Genomic DNA, 21,813 nt, shown 5'->3' with positions numbered 1-21,813 from the left:
AATTTATGACTTACAATATGCCTATTTCATAAATTAATCAACAATAAAATCAGAATGTATTAATTCTATTGAAAGAAAAGTATTTAATTATTAAATATATACTATATTACTTTTTTTTGGTTGCTGTTTTTTTGGTTGCTGTCTTTTTCTTTGCAGCCTTTTTCTTTGGTGTTTTTGCTTCAATAATAGCTTTTGCTTCTTCAAGAGTCATTTTTGAAACATCAACAGATTTGTCGAGTTCTACTTTAATTTTCCCTTTTAGCACGTTGTGCCTTCCCCAACGAGCTTTTTCTACGCGAATACCTTCTGCTTCCCAATTGTGTATAACTTTATCGATGTCCTTTTGAATTTTGGTTTCAATTAGTTCTACGATATCATCATCTGACAGATTATCCCAATCATATTTACTATTCACATTAATAAACATGTTGTTCCATTTTATAAAGGGTCCGAAACGACCTTTCCCTTTTTGAACAGGTAGTTTTTTATAGGTATAAATTGGTGCGTCGGCCTTTTCTTTTTCCTTAATTAAAGCGATGGCATCTTCAAGCTCTACACTTAACGCTTCTACCCCTTTTGGTAAAGACACAAACGAATCGCCAAACTTAACGTATGGACCGAATCGTCCGTTATTAACTTCCACTTCCTCACCTTTATATTTACCTAACATTTTTGGAAGCTGAAACAAATCCATAGCTTCTTCGTATGTAATGGTATTTAACTGTTGGTCTGGACTTAAACTCGCAAACTGAGGTTTTTCTTCATCATCGGGAGTTCCTATTTGAACCATGGGCCCGAATTTCCCTAAACGCACACTTACCTGTTTCCCAGTTTTGGGGTCGGTTCCTAACACACGCTCACCAGATTCTCTTTCGGCATTTTCCTGAACATTTTCAACTTGTGGATGAAAATCTTCATAAAACTCTTTCATCAAGCTTATCCAGTTCACTTTACCTTCGGCAATGTTATCAAAATCTTCTTCAACTTTAGCCGTAAAATTGTAATCTAAAATATGCTCAAAATGATTTACCAAAAAGTCGGTTACAATCATTCCAATATCTGTTGGCACTAATTTCCCTTTATCTGAACCTACTTTTTCGGTTAACAACTTATCTTTAACAACCCCTTTCTTTAAGGTTAATTGTGTGTAATTACGTTCTACACCTTCAACTGTTCCTTTTTCAACATAATTCCTTTGCTGAATGGTAGAAATAGTTGGTGCATAGGTTGATGGACGACCGATACCCAGTTCTTCTAATTGCTTTACCAACGACGCTTCGGTATATCTATAAGGTGGTCTGGTATAGCGCTCGGTTGCTGTGATGTAGTTATTAAGTAACTTTTCGTTTACTTTCATAGCTGGCAACATGCCTTCTTGCTCGATGTCTTCATCGTCTGTACTTTCTAAATACACTTTTAAAAACCCATCAAACGTAATAACTTCACCATTTGCTGTAAACAATTCGTTATGTGTTGATGCGCTAATTTTCACATTGGTACGTTCTAATTCGGCTTCACTCATTTGTGATGCGATGGCGCGTTTCCAAATTAAATCGTACAAACGTGCTTGATCTCTATCGATATCTACTGAATGCAGTGCGAAATCTGTTGGACGAATGGCCTCATGCGCTTCTTGAGCGCCTTTAGCTTTTCCTGTATAATTTCTAGGCTTGCTATATTTTGAACCGTAAGCACTTTCAATTTCTGCTTTCGCACCGTTTCGTGCTTCATCAGATAAATTCACACTATCGGTTCTCATATAAGTAATTAACCCCGCCTCATACAAGCGTTGTGCCATGGTCATGGTTTTACTTACTGAAAAATACAGTTTACGCGATGCTTCTTGTTGTAATGTTGATGTTGTAAATGGGGCTGCTGGCGATTTCTTTGCTGGTTTATTTTCTAAATCTGAAACCTTGAAATTTGCCGTTGCATTTTGTTCTAAAAATTTCTGAGCTTCTTCTTTAGTTGCAAAATTTCTAGGTAGTTTTGCTTTAAAAGTCTGTCCTGCTTCATTAGAAAACTCTGCATCGATTCTATAAGATGCCTCTGCAGTAAAATCTTGTATTTCGCGTTCGCGCTCAACAATTAAACGTACCGAAACGGATTGCACACGACCTGCCGATAAACCTCCTTTTACTTTTCGCCATAAAACGGGCGACAACTCGTACCCTACAATTCTATCTAGCACACGACGTGCTTGTTGTGCATCTACTAAATCGTAATCAATACCTCTAGGGTTTTCGATAGCTTTTTGAATAGCCGATTTAGTAATTTCATGAAAAACAATACGTTTTGTTTTCTCTTTATCTAATTTTAAAGTTTCTGCCAAATGCCACGCAATAGCCTCTCCTTCACGGTCCTCATCACTTGCTAACCATACCATATCGGCATTTTTAGCTAAATCTTTCAGTTTTTTTACTACTGCCTTTTTGTCTTTTGAAACTTCATATTTTGGTTTAAAATCACCTTCTACATTTACACCCAATTCCTTCGAAGGAAGGTCGGCAATATGCCCAAAGCTAGATTCTACCTTAAAATCTTTACCTAAAAATTTTTCGATAGTTTTTGCCTTTGCAGGTGACTCAACAATTACTAAATTCTTCGCCATACTTAATTTTTTGAAGGTACAAATGTATATGAAAAAAAGTTTATCTGCCTAATTTTAGGGACTATCTGGATTCTATATAAATAAAAAAGCCTGCGTTTTTAAACTAAATCACAGGCTTTTTTAAATAAATTGTTACTTATTCGTAAGACATTCCATAGGCTTCGTTATCGTTATTTTCATCAAACCCAACAGATTCTTTATAAATAAAATATGCTGGTAAATACGCGAAAGATGCTGTTACAAAAATACCAACACAACACATTAATAATCCTATAATTTCGGCAATTAACCCAGAGATTATAATTAATCCGATCGTTAACAACCATTTTTTGTTTCCTAATTTAAATCCAGCTTTTACAATTTCTGATGTACTTAATTCGGGGTTAAATGCAAATATCACATTCATTAGCGTTACCGGAACTATTACATAAAAAACAGGAAGTACACATAATAATACGGCTACCAAAGTGATGCCAAAAGTGGCTAAAGACAAGCCTATAACTTTTCCTAAATACGGTTTTTTTAAATAGAAAAAATAATCGTCGGCTGTGGCTTTATTCAAATCTTTAATCTTACAGATTCTATAAAAAGAAGCTTTCATCCCAAACGCAACTACCATGGCGAAAATTACAAATAGAATCATAAATAATATAAAAGGAATCATGAGTAGCACATTAAATTCTTCCATATTGTTTAAGGACTCTGGATCGAATAAGCCCATAGCAATCATTGGTAAATACATAATGACATAAAAAGGTATCATTAACAACATGGTTAATAGTAGCATGACTAAACCTTGCACCCAAGTTTTTTTAAATAATTCGATTGATTGATTAAAAATAGTTCCGAAATCTAAACTTGGAGCACGTTCTATTTTTTCTAAAAGTGTATCGATGGCATTCATATTAATTGGTTTGGTTAATTTTGGTTACTGATACTAAAAGTAAAATTATTTTAATTCAACGCACTAAAATTACTATTAAAACAAAAAAATCCTACTCTATGCAGGATTTTTTTTCTTTTAATTATTGTACTTATCACTATTTTAAGTCTAATGAACTTATTAGTTGCACACCATTTTGCACATATATATATTGGTATAACGTTTCGCCACCTATCATCAGTAATTTATCTTCTAACGGAATCACATCTTTAGACTGAATATTTTTAAATTGATTTGTCATATATAGGTTTAAAGGATCTTCTTTATTAAAAAGTTTTAAACCCGCTGTTCCATCACAAATAAATAAGGTATTGTTTTTTATACCTAAACCATAAGGGTTATCTAAAGTATATCTAGCGGCTAGAGTTGGTTTTGTTTTGTCTTTAATATCTATCACTTCCAGCACACTTTCCTGCTGTCCACAATTATTTCCACCACGCAATGTTAAATAGGCATAATCACCATCAACAACTACGGGGTCGCAGCCTGTCCAATGCACAAATTCAGATAAACGCGCTGGATTTTCAGGATTCACTAAATCGTAAATATACATGCCATCTGTACTACCTATATACAAATAACCGGCTGCCTGAAATAAGGTTTCAATGTTATTCCCAGCATAAAGCGTGTTCGCTAATGTGGGTTGCGACAGGTTACTAATATTGAAAATAATCATTTCGTGAGACCCAACGGTATATAAATAATTATTAACTATTTGAAAACGGGCTAATGAACCGCCTTGACCTGTTGTAGAACTCTCAGATGCAGAATTAAGTGCGACACCGTCGAACATCATATCTATAAAACGAGTATCTATTTTCTCTCTTCGTTCTTTTGTAACGGTCCATCCTACAATTATCTCAGTTTGACTATTAAATTCCTTATAATCCACAAAACTTACGCCTAACGGAATTTGAAAATTATAGACATAAAACACATCTTCCAACCTTTCTTTTAACGAAATTGAATTGATATTCGAAATATCGAAAACTAACAAATCGGTGGCACTATCTGCAAATAAAAAATCATTCTTCACAGAAATATCCTCATTACCTGGTATTTTTAAATATTTAATTTTTTTTGGAAATTTAGGATTAGAATTGTCAATAACATGAACTCCTTTATTTAAATCACTCACAAAAATATAATCTTTATAGGCATAAATTTTACCGGCATTTTCAATTGCCCTAGGGGTAGTAATTGAAACCGATTTTCTAAATTCAGCTTTACTCATTATTTGTGGCGTAGCAACATCTACGAGTTCGTAATTACTTTCGTCTTTATCACAAGAGAATGCCGTAACAAACACAAGAGTTAATAAAAGGTATTTTAATTTCATGATGGTTTGATTAAATTATTTTCGATTAATATTTTAAAACAGGGTATCCGTTTAAACACTCTATACCAATTGGTTCTCGAGGAACATCGCAAGTTGAAATAATTTCCCATTTCAAATTATAAGCGCGCTCTGCTTCAGTATAGGCATTGACTTTTTGCAAAAAAGCGGCTTCTAATTCTTTAGGATAAGCTATGTATCCTTGCGGACCTCCACATGCTTTCGAGCCATAGGCTGTGTAGGTCCAATTACTGGCATTATTACATGTAAAGTTTACTTTCAATTCGTACAAGTCGTCAAATAAGTCCATTAAATCTCTATAATCTATTTCCTGTTCGGTTAATTCTCTTTTTACAACCAATTCCGTTTTAGTTAAAGAAATTATTCGCCACGCGTAATTATTTGGATACAAATGTTCTTGTGATATTAAAATCAATGAATCTTCTAACTGCCATTGTCCTGTATAATCGAAAAAACTTAAAGGAGGCGTGCCACACCAGCCAGAAGAACGTTCTACCAATACACCGTTTAATTTAAACGATATCCCATAATCTTTGTCGGGTAAAGCAGAGGCTCTTTTAAAAGTTGTTGTTTCACCATCGTAAATAGGATTAACCCAACTACCAATTAATAAATTATCAGATAATGGTATTTCGGCATCATTACTAGTGCATGAAACCATACTTAAAAGAAAAAAACACAATAAAAGGTACTTGTTAATCATGTTGTAATTGTTTTATTTAAAGATACATAAATCGGAAAAAGGTTGCGTTGACTAAGCGCAAAATATAAACTGTCATTCTGTCACAAAATATAAATTAATTGTATCTTTGCACACTTATTGAATTTGAAGCCAATAGAAGTTAGAAAGTTTATATGGAAAAAATAATTGACGAAAATAAACAAGGTGAGTCTTTAGTTCTTGAGCAAAAAGAAGGCAACGTTCGTAAACTTTTTATTGAAAGTTATGGATGTGCTATGAATTTTAGTGATAGCGAAATTGTGGCGTCTATTTTAGCAGATCAAGGATTTAACACCACCCAAAACCTAGAAGATGCCGATTTGGTTTTGGTAAACACCTGTTCCATACGCGATAAAGCAGAACAAACGGTACGCAAACGTTTAGAAAAATACAATGCTGTAAAAAGAGACAGCAATCCAAAAATGAAAGTAGGCGTTTTAGGCTGTATGGCAGAACGCTTAAAAACAAAATTTCTGGAAGAGGAAAAAATAGTAGACTTGGTTGTTGGACCAGATGCGTACAAAGATTTACCAAATCTGTTAGCCGAAGTTGATGAAGGCAGAGACGCTATAAATGTGATTCTATCTAAAGAAGAAACCTACGGCGACATTTCGCCAGTGCGTTTAAATAGCAATGGTGTTACAGCCTTTGTGTCCATTACACGTGGTTGCGATAATATGTGTACGTTCTGTGTGGTTCCATTTACCCGAGGACGCGAACGCAGCAGAGACCCACAAAGTATTTTAGAAGAAGTAAACGATTTATGGAATAGAGGTTTTAAAGAAATTACGCTTCTCGGTCAGAATGTAGATAGCTATTTATGGTATGGTGGCGGACTAAAAAAGGATTTTGAAAAAGCCAGCGATATGCAAAAAGCGACAGCTGTAAATTTCGCTAATTTACTGGAACTTTGCGCGAAAACACAACCAAAAATGCGTATTCGTTTTTCAACTTCAAATCCGCAGGATTTAACCTTAGATGTGGTTGAAACTATGGCAAAATATCAAAATATTTGCGACCATATTCATTTACCAGTTCAAAGTGGAAGCAATCGTATTTTAAAAGAAATGAACCGTTTGCACACGCGTGAAGAATACATGACATTAATTGATAACATCCGTCGTATCCTTCCAAATTGTACCATTAGTCAAGATATGATTGTTGGTTTCCCTACCGAAACCGAAGAAGATTTTCAAGATACCGTATCTTTAATGAATTACGTTAAATACCATTTTGGATACATGTTTACCTATTCTGAAAGACCTGGCACTTTGGCCGAACGCAAGATGGAAGATGATGTGCCCGAAGAAGTTAAAAAACGACGATTACAAGATATTGTAGATTTACAAAGAGAACACAGCGAAATTAGAACTAAAGCATTTTTACACGAAACTGTAGAAGTTTTAATTGAAAAAGAATCAAAAAAATCTGATTTACACTGGTCTGGAAGAACCTCCCAAAATTTAGTAGCTGTTTTCCCGAAAGAACACTATAAAGTTGGAGATTTCGTGAATGTAAAAGTTACAGATTGCACGAGCGCCACACTTATTGGTGAAGCTATTGGTTTATCAGAGAATAATTAACAACAATAAATAACAAGCTCCCTGCCTACGCAGGTACGACACTATGGAATCAGTACAAGCTATAAAACAACGTTTTGGTATTATTGGTAATACGCCAGCTCTAAATCGTGCCATAGAAAAAGCGATTCAGGTTGCTCCAACCGATATTTCGGTGTTAGTAACTGGCGAAAGTGGTGTTGGTAAAGAAAGTATTCCAAAAATAATTCATCAACTTTCACATAGAAAACATAACAAATATATAGCCGTAAACTGTGGTGCCATTCCAGAAGGAACCATCGACAGTGAACTTTTCGGACATGAAAAAGGTTCATTTACAGGCGCTACACAAACGCGCGAAGGTTATTTTGAAGTAGCCGATGGTGGTACTATTTTTTTAGACGAAGTAGGCGAACTGCCATTAACAACACAAGTACGATTACTTCGCGTTTTAGAAAATGGCGAGTTTTTAAAAGTAGGTTCTAGTAAAGTACAAAAAACCAACGTCCGCATTGTTGCCGCCACCAATGCGAACATGTTTCAATCTATAGAAAAAGGAACATTCAGAGAAGATTTATACTATCGTTTAAGCACCGTAGATATCCATTTACCGCCATTACGCGAAAGACAAGAAGATATTCATTTGTTATTTAGAAAGTTTGCAAGCGATTTTGCTCTAAAATACAAAATGCCAACGGTTAAACTTTCAGATTCTGCTGTGCAAGTGCTTTTAAATCATCGCTGGAGCGGAAATATTAGACAGCTAAGAAACATTGCTGAACAAGTATCTGTTTTAGAACACAATAGAACCATATCAGCCGAAACCTTAAAAAGTTATCTACCTACATCTGGTTCCAATTTACCTGCGGTTATTAAAACATCTAAATCTGAAAGCGACTTTAGTAGCGAACGCGAAATACTATATAAAGTATTGTTCGATATGAAAGCGGATTTAAACGATTTAAAAAAGCTAACATTAGAACTCATGAAACATGGCAACACCAAAGATGTTGAAAAAAATAATGAAAGCTTGATTCAGAAAATTTACGGAAACGACGACGAGGTAACCGATTATGAAGAAGATGCCATTGAGAATAATGAGGTTTTATCTATAGCAGAGCACCATGCAAACAATATTAATACAGATTCTCAAGTAGATAAATACCACTTTGCCGAAGAAATTGAAGAAGAAGAAACCTTATCGCTACACGATAAAGAATTAGAATTAATTAAAAAATCGCTTGAACGTCACGGTGGAAAACGTAAATTAGCTGCTGCAGAATTGGGCATAAGCGAACGTACCTTATATAGAAAAATTAAACAATACGATCTTTAAAAAAGTTGACAGTTCCAAGTTACAGCTAACAGTTTAGATTAATGCAACAAAACTATCAACAAGTCGTTTAAAACAAATAAAAAAATAGCACTCAGTCCAGTTTTAGAGTAACAATAGCATATGAAAAAAACAATAATTTACTTTTTACTTTTAACACTCAGCTTTTCACTTTCAGGTTGCGGTTTTTACTCATTTACTGGAGCGTCGGTGCCTGCAGGCACTAAAACATTTCAGGTAAATCGATTCGAAAATAATGCCCTTTTAATAGAACCAGGTTTAGAACGCGATTTTAAAATCGCCTTAGAAGATTTAATTCAGAATCAAACCAATTTAAATTTAGTAACCTCTAATGGCGATTTGGTTTACGAAGGTGAAATTACAGACTACCGTATTTCTCCAACAACTGCTACTTCAGAAAACACGGCAGCTCAAAACAGGTTAACCATAAGCGTTAAAGTGCGTTTTTTTAACAGAAAAAAAGAGGATGACGATTTAGAACAAACCTTTTCCTTTTTCTATGACTATGCCGCAAGCGCACAACTTGTTGGTTCACAGAAAACAACTGCCCACGAAGAAATTTTTGAACGCCTCACACAAGATATTTTTAATGCAACCTTAGCAAAATGGTAATTTAATGAATCCAAAAGAGTTCACATACTTATTACAAAAACCACAAGCTATTAATCTGGAGCAAACCGATGGAGTAAAATCTATTATCGATGAATTCCCCTATTTTCAATCGGCACGCGCCATTTATCTTAAAGGGTTAAAAAATGAAGGTAGTTACAAATACAATCAAGAATTAAAAACTACGGCAGCATACACCACCGATAGAAGTATCTTATTCGATTTTATAACTTCAGAAGATTTTAAACAAAATGAAATCTCTCAATATATTAAACAAAACACAGGACGTTTAAACGATATTGAAATTGATGTGGAAGACATTTCGGTAAATAAAAAAGTCATTATAGATGATGATTTAAGCCGACAAATTTCTGAAAGCTCCGATATTTTAGATCCCGTTTTATTTGAACCAAAGCATAAATTACATAACAAAATAGCGTATTTTGATTTCGACACTTCTGAAGATGTTGAAGAAGAATCTTTAGACAACACGCCTCAAGAAACCTCGGCAAGTGAAATTCTGGAAATTGGAAAACCTCTTGAATTCGATAAAAAAGAAACACATTCGTTTAACGAATGGTTAAAATTAGCAACCTTCAATCCTATTAAAAGGAATGAAAACGAAAGTGAAGACACTACACAATCTGAAACAACCACCACGCCAGATAAAAACAAAAAATTCGAATTAATCGAGAAATTTATCGCTGAAAATCCAAAGATAAATCCAATAACTGCCACATCATCCAAAATAAATATTGCCGAAGCACAAATGATACAACCCGAAGCATTAATGACAGAGACTTTGGCACGTATTTATGTAGAGCAAAAAAACTTCAAAAAAGCAATTCAATCTTATAAAATATTAAGTTTGAAATATCCAGAAAAAAGTAGTTTCTTTGCAAACCAAATAAAAGCAATAGAACAATTACAAGAACAAAATAATAAGAAATAATGAGTACGTTTACAATATTTTTAGCCTTAATAGTTATCGTAGCATTTTTGCTAGTTGTGGTAATAATGGTTCAAAACCCAAAAGGCGGTGGATTATCATCTTCATTTGGTGGCGGTGGTACGCAACAATTAGGTGGCGTGAAAAAAACCACAGACTTTTTAGATAAAAGCACCTGGTATTTAGCAACACTTTTGTTGGCACTAATTTTACTTTCAAATGTAGCGATTAACAGAGGTGCTGAAAGTGCAGACTCGAAAGCATTAGATTTAGATGCTACTACAAGTCAGCCATTACCAACACCAGCTAAAACAACAAACGAAACGGCGCCAGTACAGACTCCTGCCGAATAATTTGCAGCTAAAATAAAAACTAAAAAAATGCCAGCTTACATAGTTGGCATTTTTTATTTCTACGAACCAGTAAACAGGGCTGCAAGTTTGTCAGTTAATCACTCATGGCACAATTTTAGAATAATAGAAAGGCGTTAACATTAATTTTTAAACTTAAAAATATATTACAAATGGCATTGAACATTAAACCATTAGCAGACCGCGTTCTAATTGAACCTGCTGCTGCTGAAACCAAAACAGCTTCAGGAATTATCATTCCAGATAACGCTAAAGAAAAACCACAAAAAGGAACTGTTGTTGCTGCCGGAAAAGGCACTAAAGACGAGCCTATAACCGTAAAAATTGGCGACACTGTTTTATATGGTAAATATGCTGGAACAGAACTAAAATTAGACGGTAAAGATTATTTAATTATGCGCGAAAGCGACATATTGGCGATTATCTAATAATAGCCCACCCTAACCCTCCCATGGGGAGGGAACAAAAAAACTTAATTAAATATTAATCGTTCCAAAAATTTTAAACAGGAACTTTAAACTAAAAAAAATGGCAAAAGATATAAAATTTGATATTGAAGCACGCGACGGTTTAAAACGTGGTGTTGATGCATTAGCAAATGCAGTAAAAGTAACTTTAGGTCCTAAAGGACGTAACGTAATTATTAGTAAAAGTTTTGGTGCACCACAAGTAACTAAAGATGGTGTAACCGTTGCAAAAGAAATAGAATTAAAAGACGCCCTTGAAAACATGGGTGCGCAAATGGTTAAAGAAGTTGCTTCTAAAACCAACGATTTAGCTGGAGATGGTACAACAACTGCTACCGTTTTAGCGCAAGCAATCGTAAAAGAAGGCTTAAAAAATGTGGCTGCCGGTGCTAATCCAATGGATTTAAAACGAGGTATCGACAAAGCTGTAGAAGCTATTGTTGCCGATTTAGAAAAACAAGCTAAAAAAGTAGGTAACTCTTCTGAAATGATTCAGCAAGTAGCATCTATTTCAGCGAATAACGATGATACTATTGGCGACTTAATTGCAAAAGCTTTTAGTAAAGTTGGTAAAGAAGGTGTTATTACAGTTGAAGAAGCTAAAGGAATGGATACTTATGTAGACGTTGTGGAAGGTATGCAATTCGACCGTGGGTATTTATCACCTTACTTCGTTACTGATGCTGATAAAATGATTGCCGATTTAGACAATCCATACATTTTATTATTCGACAAAAAGATTTCTAACTTACAAGAAATTCTTCCAATATTAGAGCCTGTAGCACAATCTGGTCGTCCATTATTAATTATTGCTGAAGATGTTGACGGACAAGCCTTAGCTACTTTAGTGGTAAACAAATTACGTGGCGGACTTAAAATTGCTGCTGTAAAAGCACCTGGTTTTGGCGACAGACGTAAAGCGATGCTTGAAGATATCGCTATTTTAACTGGTGGAACTGTGATTTCTGAAGAGAGAGGTTTCACTTTAGAAAATGCCGATTTAAGCATGTTAGGTACTGCTGAAACAGTAACAGTTGACAAAGACAATACAACTATTGTTAACGGTTCTGGTGATGCTAAAGCTATTAAAGCGCGTGTAAACCAAATTAAAGCACAAATTGAAACTACAACAAGCGACTACGATAAAGAAAAACTACAAGAGCGTTTAGCTAAATTGGCTGGTGGTGTTGCGGTTCTTTATGTTGGTGCTGCTTCTGAAGTTGAAATGAAAGAGAAAAAAGACCGTGTTGATGATGCATTACACGCTACAAGAGCTGCCGTTGAAGAAGGTATTGTTGCTGGTGGTGGTGTTGCCTTAGTAAGAGCAAAATCGGTTTTAGAAAAAATAACTACAGAAAATCTTGACGAAGTTACTGGTATACAAATCGTAGCACGTGCTATTGAAGCACCATTGCGTACTATTGTAGAAAATGCTGGTGGCGAAGGTAGCGTAGTAGTTTCTAAAGTTATGGAAGGCAAAGGCTCTTTTGGTTACGATGCGAAGTCTGAAACCTATGTAGACATGTTAAAAGCAGGTATTATCGATCCTAAAAAAGTAACACGTATCGCATTAGAAAATGCAGCATCGGTTGCAGGAATGATTTTAACCACAGAATGTGCATTAATCGATATTAAAGAAGATGCTCCGGCAATGCCTCCAATGGGTGGCGGTATGCCAGGAATGATGTAATCGAGAGTTCGATACATACATATAAAAAACGCTTCAAATAATTTTGAAGCGTTTTTTTATTATTTTATTTTATGTACCGACTATTTTTTACTGGCGCTGGTTTTCTTTTTATAGTAATCTTGTAGAACAAAAAACGCCTTCTTTTTCTTGCCATCTTCAGAGATAAGCCCTTTTCGGTTAAAACCATCTTGTATTTCGGGCAAAATCCTTCTTGGCGATCTAAAATCGACTAATACCCAAGGTGAAAATCCTTGAATCTGTTCTATTTTATCAACCATTTTTAATGTTTCAACATACAGATTTTCTTGATATTCTTCAGTCCATCTAGCCTCTTTATCGCCATGTAAACCTTGTTTAGCACCAGCACCAAACTCCGAAATAAGAACCGGTTTATTCTGAGTTATTTTCCAACTTATGTTGCTGCATTTATCAACAAGACCGTCGTACCAGCCTATGTACTGATTAAAACTTAAAACATCAACCACCTCAGCAAACGGATCGTCTATGGTTCGAATATTTGGATTATTCTGATAGTTACTTTGCTCCAACGCTGCGCTTATTAATCGCGTTGGGTCCAGTTGCCTTGTTAAATTTGCCAACCGTGTTAAAAAAGAATTTCTGGCATCACTTACAGGTGTTTCGTTCGCCATAGACCAAATTATAACAGACGCTCGGTTTTTATCTCTATTTATAACTTCAGTTAATTGGTTTTTGGCATTTAAAAAAGTCTCTTCATTTTCCCAAGAAATCGTCCAATAAACCGGGTTTTCCTCCCACACTAACATTCCCATTTTATCTGCTAAACGCAGCATATGTTCATTGTGTGGATAATGCGCTAAGCGAACATAGTTGCATCCCAATTCTTTAGCCCATTCTAGCAGTTGTTTAGCGTCCTCTTTTGAGTGACCTCTTCCGCCTCTAATTGGACTTTCTTCATGAATCGAGATTCCTTTTAGGTAAACTTTTTTACCGTTTAATAATATGTTAGAATTTTCGGTTTTTATCGAGCGGAAACCTATTTGATCTTCAATTACATCTTCATCAGAACTGATAGATACCTTATAAAGAAATGGGTTTTCAACAGACCAATATGTGATTTTGTTTGAAGGGATTTCGAATGATACCATTCCGCCATCATCAGACGTATATGTTTTATTTATACCAAGTTCTGGAATCTTGATTTCAACTTTCTTTCCTGTAATATTTTTGCCATTTAAAACAATATTCCCTTTGATTGATTTATTGTTTTTCGGATCTAATTGAATGAAATAATCTTCAATAAAATTTTCTGAAGTTTCAATAAGCTTTACGTCTCTGGTTAATCCGCCGTAATTCCACCAATCGGTATTAAGGGTTGGAACGCCTTCTTTTTTTCTTTTATTATCGACTTTAACAACTAGGAAATTTTCCTTTTCTTTTATAAACGAAGTAATTTCGAAATTAAAAGGTGTAAAGCCACCTACATGCATGCCTAGTTTTTTTCCATTAAAGTAAACTTCTGTTTGGTAATTGGACGCCTCAAAATACACAAAAACACGATTCGATTTTTTCCTGATTTGATAATCGAAAGATTTTTTATACCAAACGGTTCCTTCGTAATAGAACAGGTTTTCTTTTTGAGTATTCCAGTCGCCAGGGACAGAAATGCTATCACTTTTATCAAAATTATATTCTAATAGCTCATAATTATTATCCAGTTTAGAATTCATAAAGAAAGCCGCTTTATCTGGATTTTCCTGTTTATCGAAGGGTTCTAAACGGTAATTATAATAACCATTTTCATAAGGATCTACAATGTATTTCCAGTGTCCGTTTAAAGATTGAGATTCTCTGTTATACACATTGATAATTAAATTTTCTTGAGCAACAGAAATACTGGTAATAGCAAGAAATAGGAAGGATAAAAAGAAATGGTTTTTCATTGAAATAATTGTTAAATCCAGCAACTCACTTTGTAATTGCCAGCAAATTTTATGTGTATTGCAAACTAAGTAAGATTTTGTAGATGACAAAATCAAATAGCCTTAAATTTAAACGTAAAAACTCCAAAGCTATCAACTTTGGAGTTTTTTATTCTTTATCGTTAACTAGCTTCCTTATGAAGTGTAGCTTTTTAATAATTCGGCTTGGTCGCTAACATTTTATTCAATAATCAAATTGCGATTCTTTGGATATTTTACTGAATATTTTAACTCAAATTTTTTAAGCTCATTCGGATTAATCGAGAAATCCCACTTAATTTCGCCCGTTTCAACATTGTGTTTTGCGCCCGAAATTTCTAAAACATCAACCTTAATTTCTTCTAATGTAGATACTGGAACCTGATCGAAAATAATCATATCTATTTTTTGCTTTTTATTATTTTTCACATCTATTGACCAAACTCTGTTTTCTTCTTTTTTACTTCCAATTAACTGTTTTGTAGTGAAGTTTTTTACTTTTTCACGCTTTACAGTCACATTTTTATCGCGCCCTAAAGAAATCTTTAAAGTATCACTTGCGTACCTAACATCTAACAAGGTTTTACCAATATACGTGTCTTCAAAAAATATATTTGCTTCGCCTTCCAGCAAATTATATTTTTCCCAATCTGAAATATTCGCAATTAAAAAAGCATCTTTATCAATTTTAGGAACACAATAATATTTGTATTCTGCCGGCAGATTGTAGCCCACCATATCTACAGCATAACTTTTATTATCTGATTTTATAGAATAGGGAATGTCTATTTCAAAATCTATTGTAGTTTGTTTTACAACTTGCTCTGAAGGAATTTGAAGACTGCTCGATTCTTGTATTCGCAATCCTGGGACTTTACTATCTAAAGTTGAAGATATAGATTTTCTTTTACTACTTCCATATCCAACCACAACAACTTCGTCTAAAGTTTGATTATCTTCTTTTAAATACACATTTAAATTAGAGTTCGTTACAGCTAAAGTTTGGCTTACATACCCAATATATGAAAACACCAATTGGCTTGAATTATTAGGTATGGTAATGGAATAATTACCATCAAAGTCTGTGGTTGTACCAATGGTGCTGCCTTTTACTATAACATTTACTCCAGGAAGTGGTAATTGTGCCTCGTCTACCACCTTGCCTCTAACCTCATTAGAGGTAATATTATAACTAGGAGGTAATGAATTATAGTTTAAAAAGTACGTTCTTAATTCTGGAGCAACGCCAGAAACATTAGGGTTTGCCGATGATAATTTTAATTTAACATTATTCCAATCAACTTTTGTGTCTTGTTTAATATTTGCTTTGTAAATAATATCAATGGGTGAGTTTACATTTTTGGCTCTGATGTCGTACGTTGGAAACCAACCTGTATTACCCACTAAATAAGACAGTTCGAAATTTGCTTTTGTATAGTTTTTGGCATCAACTTTAACCAATATTTCGCCATTAGGAAAATCTCTTTTACTTGTAATGGTTTTTATCTGATTGTCTAAATCTGATTTAGATTTATATAAATCATGCAACCTGTTGTTAATCTCAATCTCCTTAAGCTTTAAAGAAGTTAATTTAGTACTGTAAAAATTAGAAGCTTCCTTTAAGTTTGTAACACTCAATTCCTGATTTTTCCCCCCAATTGCTCTATTTTCTTGTAAAAACACCAATTCTTCTTTAAGTATATCTAAATAGGTTTTTTCAAGATTAATTTTATTTTCAAGTCCTTGAAATTTCGATTCTAAATCCAACAATTCTTGTTGTTTTTCAAGCTTATCGATATAATTTTGTTGATGGTTGACAGATAAAACTGTGATATCGCCACTAGCTTTTACTTGAATACTTTTAGCATCTATAAACGGTGATAAATTAATGAATTTTAATATGGTTATGCCCTGTTTTAATTCAACCGATTTTTTCCTAGTAATTTGTGCATCACTAATAAAAACAGTTACTTCATTAACTTCGGTTATAACTTTCTTCTCAGCAATTTCTTGTGAGTAGGTTTTGCTTCCAATTAAGCAAAGCATTAAAATCAATAATTTTTTCATTTGCTTGATACTTTTGTCTTTTTGTTGTTATTCGAATTTAGTGTATTTTTCTCACAGAGCAAATCAATTACACAAAAAAACTCCAAAGCCTTTTACTTTGGAGTTTTTTTAATCTGTTTGATATTTTTTATTTACCTCCTGGTGGGCAATACATTTTCAAATAATTCGTGAACAAGGTGTTTAAATGTTTGGTTGTTCCTTCGCCTTCTCGAATTCCGTGAGTCCGATTTGGATAAGACATTAATTGAAATTGTTTGTTATATTTCACCAATTCGTTTATTAACAATTCGGTGTTTTGGTAATGCACGTTATCATCGCCGGTGCCATGAATCAGTAACAAATTACCCGATAAATTTTTGGCATAAGTAATCGGCGAGCCCTTTAAATAATCGTTCATATTCTCTTGTGGCAAGCCCATAAAACGCTCTTGGTATACATTGTCGTAGGTCAATAAATTTGTAAGCGGCGCCACAGATATACCTGTTTTATAAATTTCTGGATACTGAAACATTAAATTTAAAGTCGCAGAACCGCCACCACTCCATCCCCAAACAGCAATGCGCTCTGGGTCTACAAAATCCCATTTCAAGATTTCTTTAGCAGCCATGGCTTGGTCGTGAATATTTACTTGCCCTATTTTTCTATAAATGCTTTTTCGCCAAGCTCTACCTTTTGGTGCTGGTGTTCCGCGGTTGTCTAAAGAAATATAAATATACCCGTCATCGGCCATATTGCCAATGTAATTTCTATTGTTTCCTGCGCCATATTCGTCCGTTACCGTAGTTGAACCAGGTTCTGAATACACATAAAATACTACCGGATATTTTTTGGTAGCATCAAAATTGGTAGGTTTTACCATCCATCCGTCCATTTCTACACCATCAACCGTAGTTACTTTTATAAATTCTACTTTTTTGGCTTCTTCCAGTTTATCTAAATTAGCTTCAATACCATACGCTTCATTTATTGGTTTATGGTTAGGAAACGATATCAATTCAGCCGCAGCTTTTGTGAAATTATTAGAAAAAGAATGTGTGGCGAATGTTCCTGTGGGCGACACATTATAATCGTGTGTTCCTTTTAAAGTTTTCGGACTAACCAATTCTAAAGAACCTTTGCCATTTAGCTTGGTTTTGTACAAATAATTTTGCGTAGCATTGTCTGGCGACGCCATAAAATACACCTGATTATTTTTGTAATCGATGTTTTTTAAATCGATAAAATCATACGCACCGTTGGTAATAAGTTGTTCCTTGTTTCCTGTTAGCGATACGTTGTATAAATGTCTCCAACCATCTTTTTCGGTAACCCATAATATATTATCGCCATTATTTAGCCAATTAAAATTATTGGTGAAATACACGCCATATTTTAAATTTTCTTGCACATGCACATTAATCCATGCCGCATCTTTTTCTTCGTAAATTACTTTTGAAGTTCCTGTGTTTGGCTCAGCGATAAACAGTTTACTATGATTTTGTTTTCTGTTTAATTGCTGAATTAATAATTTTTTGGTTGAAGGAATAAATTCCATGCGCACTAAGTAATGTTGACGTGCATCACCAGGAATTTGCATCCATGTGGTTTTGGCATCATCAATAGTTACCACGCCAACTTTACAAGCTGAAGGCGTTTCTCCTGTTTTTGGGTATTCAATTGGAATAATTTTAGAGTAAATAGAATCGGTATTATTTACCATGTAAAAGGTTTTGGTCTTGCTCGCATCAATTTGCCAATAGGCAATCGATTTACTGTCTGGACTCCATCGAAATCCGTCGCGACAATAAAATTCTTCTTCATAAACCCAATCGAAAGTTCCGTTAATTAAGGTAGACGTTCCATCGGTTGTAAGTGCTTTTACTTTAGAGCTGCTTAAATCTTCCACATAAATATTATTACCACTTACATATGCTACCTGTGTACCATCGGGAGATAATTTAGCAAACATAAGCGACGATTCGGGTAAATTTACACCCAGTTGCTGCAACTTGCCCGAAGCAATATTTAACACCCAATAATCGCCTCTGGTATTAATGCGCCAAACACGTTTGGTATTTGTAAATAGCAATACTTTTTGCTCATCATCTGATATGTCAAAATAACTAACATTTAAAGGTGTTTTGCTCCCTGCCGGAGTTAATTGTTCTTTTGAAAAAAGTATTTTATAATCGTTGGTAGGCAAGGTATATTGAACTATGCCTTCGCTTTGAATTTTATAATAAGAATTCCCATCGTTAGACCATTTAAAAGAGCCCTGAGAATAACTTTTAACTGAAATAAAAACAAAAAAGGCTACAACCAATACCGATTTAAATGCCCTCTTAAATTTGAAAATACGCATATACTAGTGTTTAATTTGAAAGTTTCTCAATATTACTATTTTTATTCAATTCTGCTATAACTTTCGAAGCGTTTAACAGAATCTTAAGACATCTCTAAAAACAAAAAAACCCAAAACAAATTGCTTGGGTTTAAATTTTACTTTATTGAATTTTAATCTTTATGATCGTCTTTTACATCGTCATCGCGATATTTACAACATCCGTGTACCGTTGCATATGCTTCGTCGGTTGCTTTTAGGCCTTTGGTATCGTGCCCAACAGCCGCTATATTCTTTTGAATGGTTTTTAAGTTGGTTTTATTTTCGTCGAAAAACAAACTTAACTGATGCGTTTTCACATCCCAATTAGCGCTTTTTACACCTTTAGTGCCTAAACAAGCTTTTTCGATTCTCGATTTGCACATTAAACAAACGCCATCTACTTCTAAGGTTGCTTTGGCGTTTTTGTTTTGTGCGAATGTTGCCGTTGCCATTAATACGGTAAATACAATTATTAGTTTTTTCATAATTCTAGTTCCCGCTAAAACGGGAATTTCTTTTTTAGTTAAACAATTTCTATTTTATTTTAAATCTTAATCCTGCGTAATACATGCTTCCAAATATTGGGCCATACACAAAAGTAGTATCAAAATTTGAACCAAAAGGATTTTCAGCATCTAAAATCGGATTGGTTTGTTTCACATTAGTGATATTTTCTCCGCCTAAATATACTTCAAATCTGTTAGAAAACACTTTTGTTATTTGGGCATTTAAAGTGCCGATGGTTGGTGTATATTCAGGCAGTTGAAATGCAGATGCATTTGTTTCTGTAGATGAAAACCGCTGCTTACCCAACCAATTGTAAGTAGCATCAAATTTCCAATATCCAGTGGCGCCTTCGCGTATGTGAGTTTCGAAAGACGCATTAGCAAATAACCGATGTTTTGGCGTAAGTGGATTTTCTAGTAAACCGGAATTATATTGGGTTTTGACTTCGTAATACTTGTATGCCAAACGAACATCAAAATTTTCGAATGCATTATAATTTACTTCTGTTTGAAAACTGTTTGCGTAACTTTTTCCGTCAAGGTTATAAAAATTAACTTCTTGAGGATTTTCAAAATCAACCACCACTTGGTTTGTAAAATCGGTTTTATAGTAATCTAGTGTAATATCGGCTTTTCTTCCAAAAAGATTAAACCCTTGCAGGTAAGAAACACCATAATTCCATGCAATTTCTGGATCTAGTCCGTAAACCTTTCCTGCTGTATTTAAAATGTTAATGTCTCTTGAAGTTGAAAACATATTCTGGTTTTCGGCAAAAATATTCGCGCTGCGTTTACCACGACCTATAGACGCTCTTAAGGCTGATTTTTCCCAAGGTGTATAACGGGCATGAATTCTGGGTGTTACAAAGGTTCCTAATAAATTATGCTCATCGATTCTCACACCAGCTGTTAGATTCAATTTATCTAAATTGTCGTAATTGTATTCAAAAAAAGCACCCACAGACCGCTCGGTTCGTTCGTAATCTGAATTTAAATTGGGCGTAACTAAAAACTCATCGTAATGATCGTAGGTATAACTTATTCCTGTTTTTATTTTGTGCCTAGAATCGCTAATAATAGAATTGTAAATAATATTAGAATACAAACTGTTATGCAAAATATCATATTGCTTTAAACCAAAATAAGAGTCTTGTTTATGACTACTAAAAGCCGTTTGAACCCCTAAACTTTGCCATGGCACTTCTGGGTTTACATAGCCTAATTTAGCCGACACCTCATAACGCCGCGTATCAATTTCACTTCCCCACACTTCGTCTCCGCTCAGTACAGGTTCATTGTTTGTTAATTTATCGGTTTCAGGATTAAAGTCTATTTCTCCTGCTTGCTTTTCATCATTTAAGAATTTTAAGTTTATAAAACTTACGAAGCCTTTTTGGGGATTGGTGTACTGCCAGCGATTCATAATATTTATTTGCTTGTACTTTGGCATGTCTAAAAAACCATCATCATTCACATCGTGTGCTTCATTAAGCGTGCTTCCATGTAGGTACAACCCCGTGTGCCACTTTTCGCTTAACTCCGTATTAACGTGTGTGTTTAATTCTAAACGCTGATTGCTTCCTGTGTACAGATTTACAAACAATTTATCGTCGGTTGAAGGCTTAACTAATTCGGCATTTATTTGGCCTGCGATACTTTCGTAACCATTCACAACACTTCCTGCACCTTTGGTAATTTGAATACTTTCTACCCAAGTTCCTGGAATAAAACTCAACCCAAATGCTTGTGATGCACCTCGAATTGAGGGGATATTTTCGGTAGCAATTAAAATATACGGACTTGTTAATCCTAACATTTTAATTTGTTTTGTACCCGTAACCGCATCGGCAAAATTCACATCGATAGACGGGTTGGTTTCAAAACTTTCAGACAGATTACAACATGCTGCTTTTAAAAGTTCGTCGCTACTAACCGTAAAGACGTTTGCCGATTGTAAATACGATTTTGATGTGGCTTGTTTTCTTGATGTAATTGTTACCGCATCTAAATTATCGATAGGTTGCAACCAGTGATGCACCATCTGTGGTTTTGTAATGCTTAAGGTATCCGTCTTAAAACCCACATAACTTATTACAAGTTTTGTGCGTTCTTTAGCGTAGGAAAGACTAAACTTCCCATCGATATCTGTTACCGTACCAATGCTGGTATTAAGCCAGTAAACATTTGCCCCTGCCAAACCTCTGTGTTCGTTTTGTTCGTTAGCTTCCATAATCATACCCGTAATTTTTTCCTGTGAAAAGTATACGGCAGGAAGCATTAATAATATATATAATAGATTTTTCATTC

The 21,813-nt window shown here is 34.5% G+C and carries 16 protein-coding genes; 7 read left to right on the top strand and 9 right to left on the bottom strand.

The window, feature by feature from the left end; translation table 11 throughout:
• Window positions 1–106: 106 nt before the first annotated feature.
• The 4 genes from topA to ACFQ0I_RS05730 form a co-directional block, all read right to left on the bottom strand.
• On the bottom strand, window positions 107–2,611 hold the full coding sequence (gene topA, locus ACFQ0I_RS05745) for a type I DNA topoisomerase (protein ID WP_379940273.1): 2,505 nt from the start codon (window positions 2,609–2,611) through the stop codon (window positions 107–109).
• Window positions 2,612–2,747: 136 nt separating this feature from the next.
• The gene (locus tag ACFQ0I_RS05740; protein ID WP_379940271.1) at window positions 2,748–3,515 is read right to left on the bottom strand and encodes a hypothetical protein; all 768 of its coding nucleotides are present in this window, start codon (window positions 3,513–3,515) and stop codon (window positions 2,748–2,750) included.
• A 136-nt stretch (window positions 3,516–3,651) separates the two neighbouring features.
• Window positions 3,652–4,893 (bottom strand): LVIVD repeat-containing protein, encoded by a 1,242-nt coding sequence (locus ACFQ0I_RS05735; protein WP_379940269.1) that lies wholly within the window; start codon window positions 4,891–4,893, stop codon window positions 3,652–3,654.
• Window positions 4,894–4,918: 25 nt separating this feature from the next.
• Window positions 4,919–5,614, bottom strand: coding sequence for a hypothetical protein (locus ACFQ0I_RS05730; RefSeq protein ID WP_379940268.1), 696 nt, complete (start codon window positions 5,612–5,614; stop codon window positions 4,919–4,921).
• A gap of 152 nt (window positions 5,615–5,766) precedes the next feature.
• On the opposite strand from ACFQ0I_RS05730, the gene miaB reads away from it, so the two are divergent.
• From miaB to groL, 7 genes are all read left to right on the top strand, one after another.
• Complete coding sequence (gene miaB, locus ACFQ0I_RS05725) at window positions 5,767–7,215, top strand: tRNA (N6-isopentenyl adenosine(37)-C2)-methylthiotransferase MiaB (protein WP_379940266.1); 1,449 nt, start codon at window positions 5,767–5,769, stop codon at window positions 7,213–7,215.
• A gap of 43 nt (window positions 7,216–7,258) precedes the next feature.
• Window positions 7,259–8,527 carry a sigma-54 interaction domain-containing protein gene (locus tag ACFQ0I_RS05720; protein WP_379940264.1) on the top strand — a complete coding sequence of 423 codons (1,269 nt, stop codon included), beginning with the start codon at window positions 7,259–7,261 and terminating at the stop codon, window positions 8,525–8,527.
• A 120-nt stretch (window positions 8,528–8,647) separates the two neighbouring features.
• Window positions 8,648–9,157 carry an LptE family protein gene (locus ACFQ0I_RS05715; protein WP_379940262.1) on the top strand — a complete coding sequence of 170 codons (510 nt, stop codon included), beginning with the start codon at window positions 8,648–8,650 and terminating at the stop codon, window positions 9,155–9,157.
• Window positions 9,158–9,161: 4 nt separating this feature from the next.
• A complete protein-coding gene (locus ACFQ0I_RS05710; protein ID WP_379940260.1) occupies window positions 9,162–10,106 on the top strand; it encodes a hypothetical protein in 945 nt (314 codons plus the stop codon).
• On the top strand, window positions 10,106–10,456 hold the full coding sequence (gene secG / locus ACFQ0I_RS05705) for a preprotein translocase subunit SecG (protein WP_379940258.1): 351 nt from the start codon (window positions 10,106–10,108) through the stop codon (window positions 10,454–10,456). The genes ACFQ0I_RS05710 and secG overlap by 1 nt, the downstream gene beginning before the upstream one ends.
• 170 nt (window positions 10,457–10,626) lie before the next feature.
• Window positions 10,627–10,902: a co-chaperone GroES gene (locus tag ACFQ0I_RS05700; RefSeq protein ID WP_379940255.1), complete on the top strand. Its 276-nt coding sequence runs from the start codon at window positions 10,627–10,629 to the stop codon at window positions 10,900–10,902.
• A 100-nt stretch (window positions 10,903–11,002) separates the two neighbouring features.
• Window positions 11,003–12,631, top strand: coding sequence for a chaperonin GroEL (gene groL / locus ACFQ0I_RS05695; RefSeq protein ID WP_379940253.1), 1,629 nt, complete (start codon window positions 11,003–11,005; stop codon window positions 12,629–12,631).
• A gap of 80 nt (window positions 12,632–12,711) precedes the next feature.
• Here the strand turns inward: groL and ACFQ0I_RS05690 are convergent, their stop codons facing one another.
• The 5 genes from ACFQ0I_RS05690 to ACFQ0I_RS05670 form a co-directional block, all read right to left on the bottom strand.
• Window positions 12,712–14,553, bottom strand: a complete 1,842-nt coding sequence (locus tag ACFQ0I_RS05690) for a glycoside hydrolase family 2 protein (protein ID WP_379940251.1) — start codon at window positions 14,551–14,553, stop codon at window positions 12,712–12,714.
• A gap of 219 nt (window positions 14,554–14,772) precedes the next feature.
• A complete protein-coding gene (locus ACFQ0I_RS05685) occupies window positions 14,773–16,638 on the bottom strand; it encodes a DUF4139 domain-containing protein (RefSeq protein WP_379940249.1) in 1,866 nt (621 codons plus the stop codon).
• Window positions 16,639–16,765: 127 nt separating this feature from the next.
• Window positions 16,766–18,979, bottom strand: coding sequence for a S9 family peptidase (locus ACFQ0I_RS05680; RefSeq protein ID WP_379940246.1), 2,214 nt, complete (start codon window positions 18,977–18,979; stop codon window positions 16,766–16,768).
• Window positions 18,980–19,131: 152 nt separating this feature from the next.
• Complete coding sequence (locus tag ACFQ0I_RS05675; protein WP_379940244.1) at window positions 19,132–19,485, bottom strand: heavy-metal-associated domain-containing protein; 354 nt, start codon at window positions 19,483–19,485, stop codon at window positions 19,132–19,134.
• Window positions 19,486–19,534: 49 nt separating this feature from the next.
• Window positions 19,535–21,811, bottom strand: coding sequence for a TonB-dependent receptor (locus tag ACFQ0I_RS05670; RefSeq protein WP_379940242.1), 2,277 nt, complete (start codon window positions 21,809–21,811; stop codon window positions 19,535–19,537).
• Window positions 21,812–21,813 lie beyond the last annotated feature (2 nt).

Source organism: Mariniflexile aquimaris, assembly GCF_042676825.1.
Lineage (GTDB): Bacteria > Bacteroidota > Bacteroidia > Flavobacteriales > Flavobacteriaceae > Mariniflexile > Mariniflexile aquimaris.
Note: the sequence above shows the minus strand (reverse complement) of the source record. Positions and strands in the feature narration are given on the sequence as shown.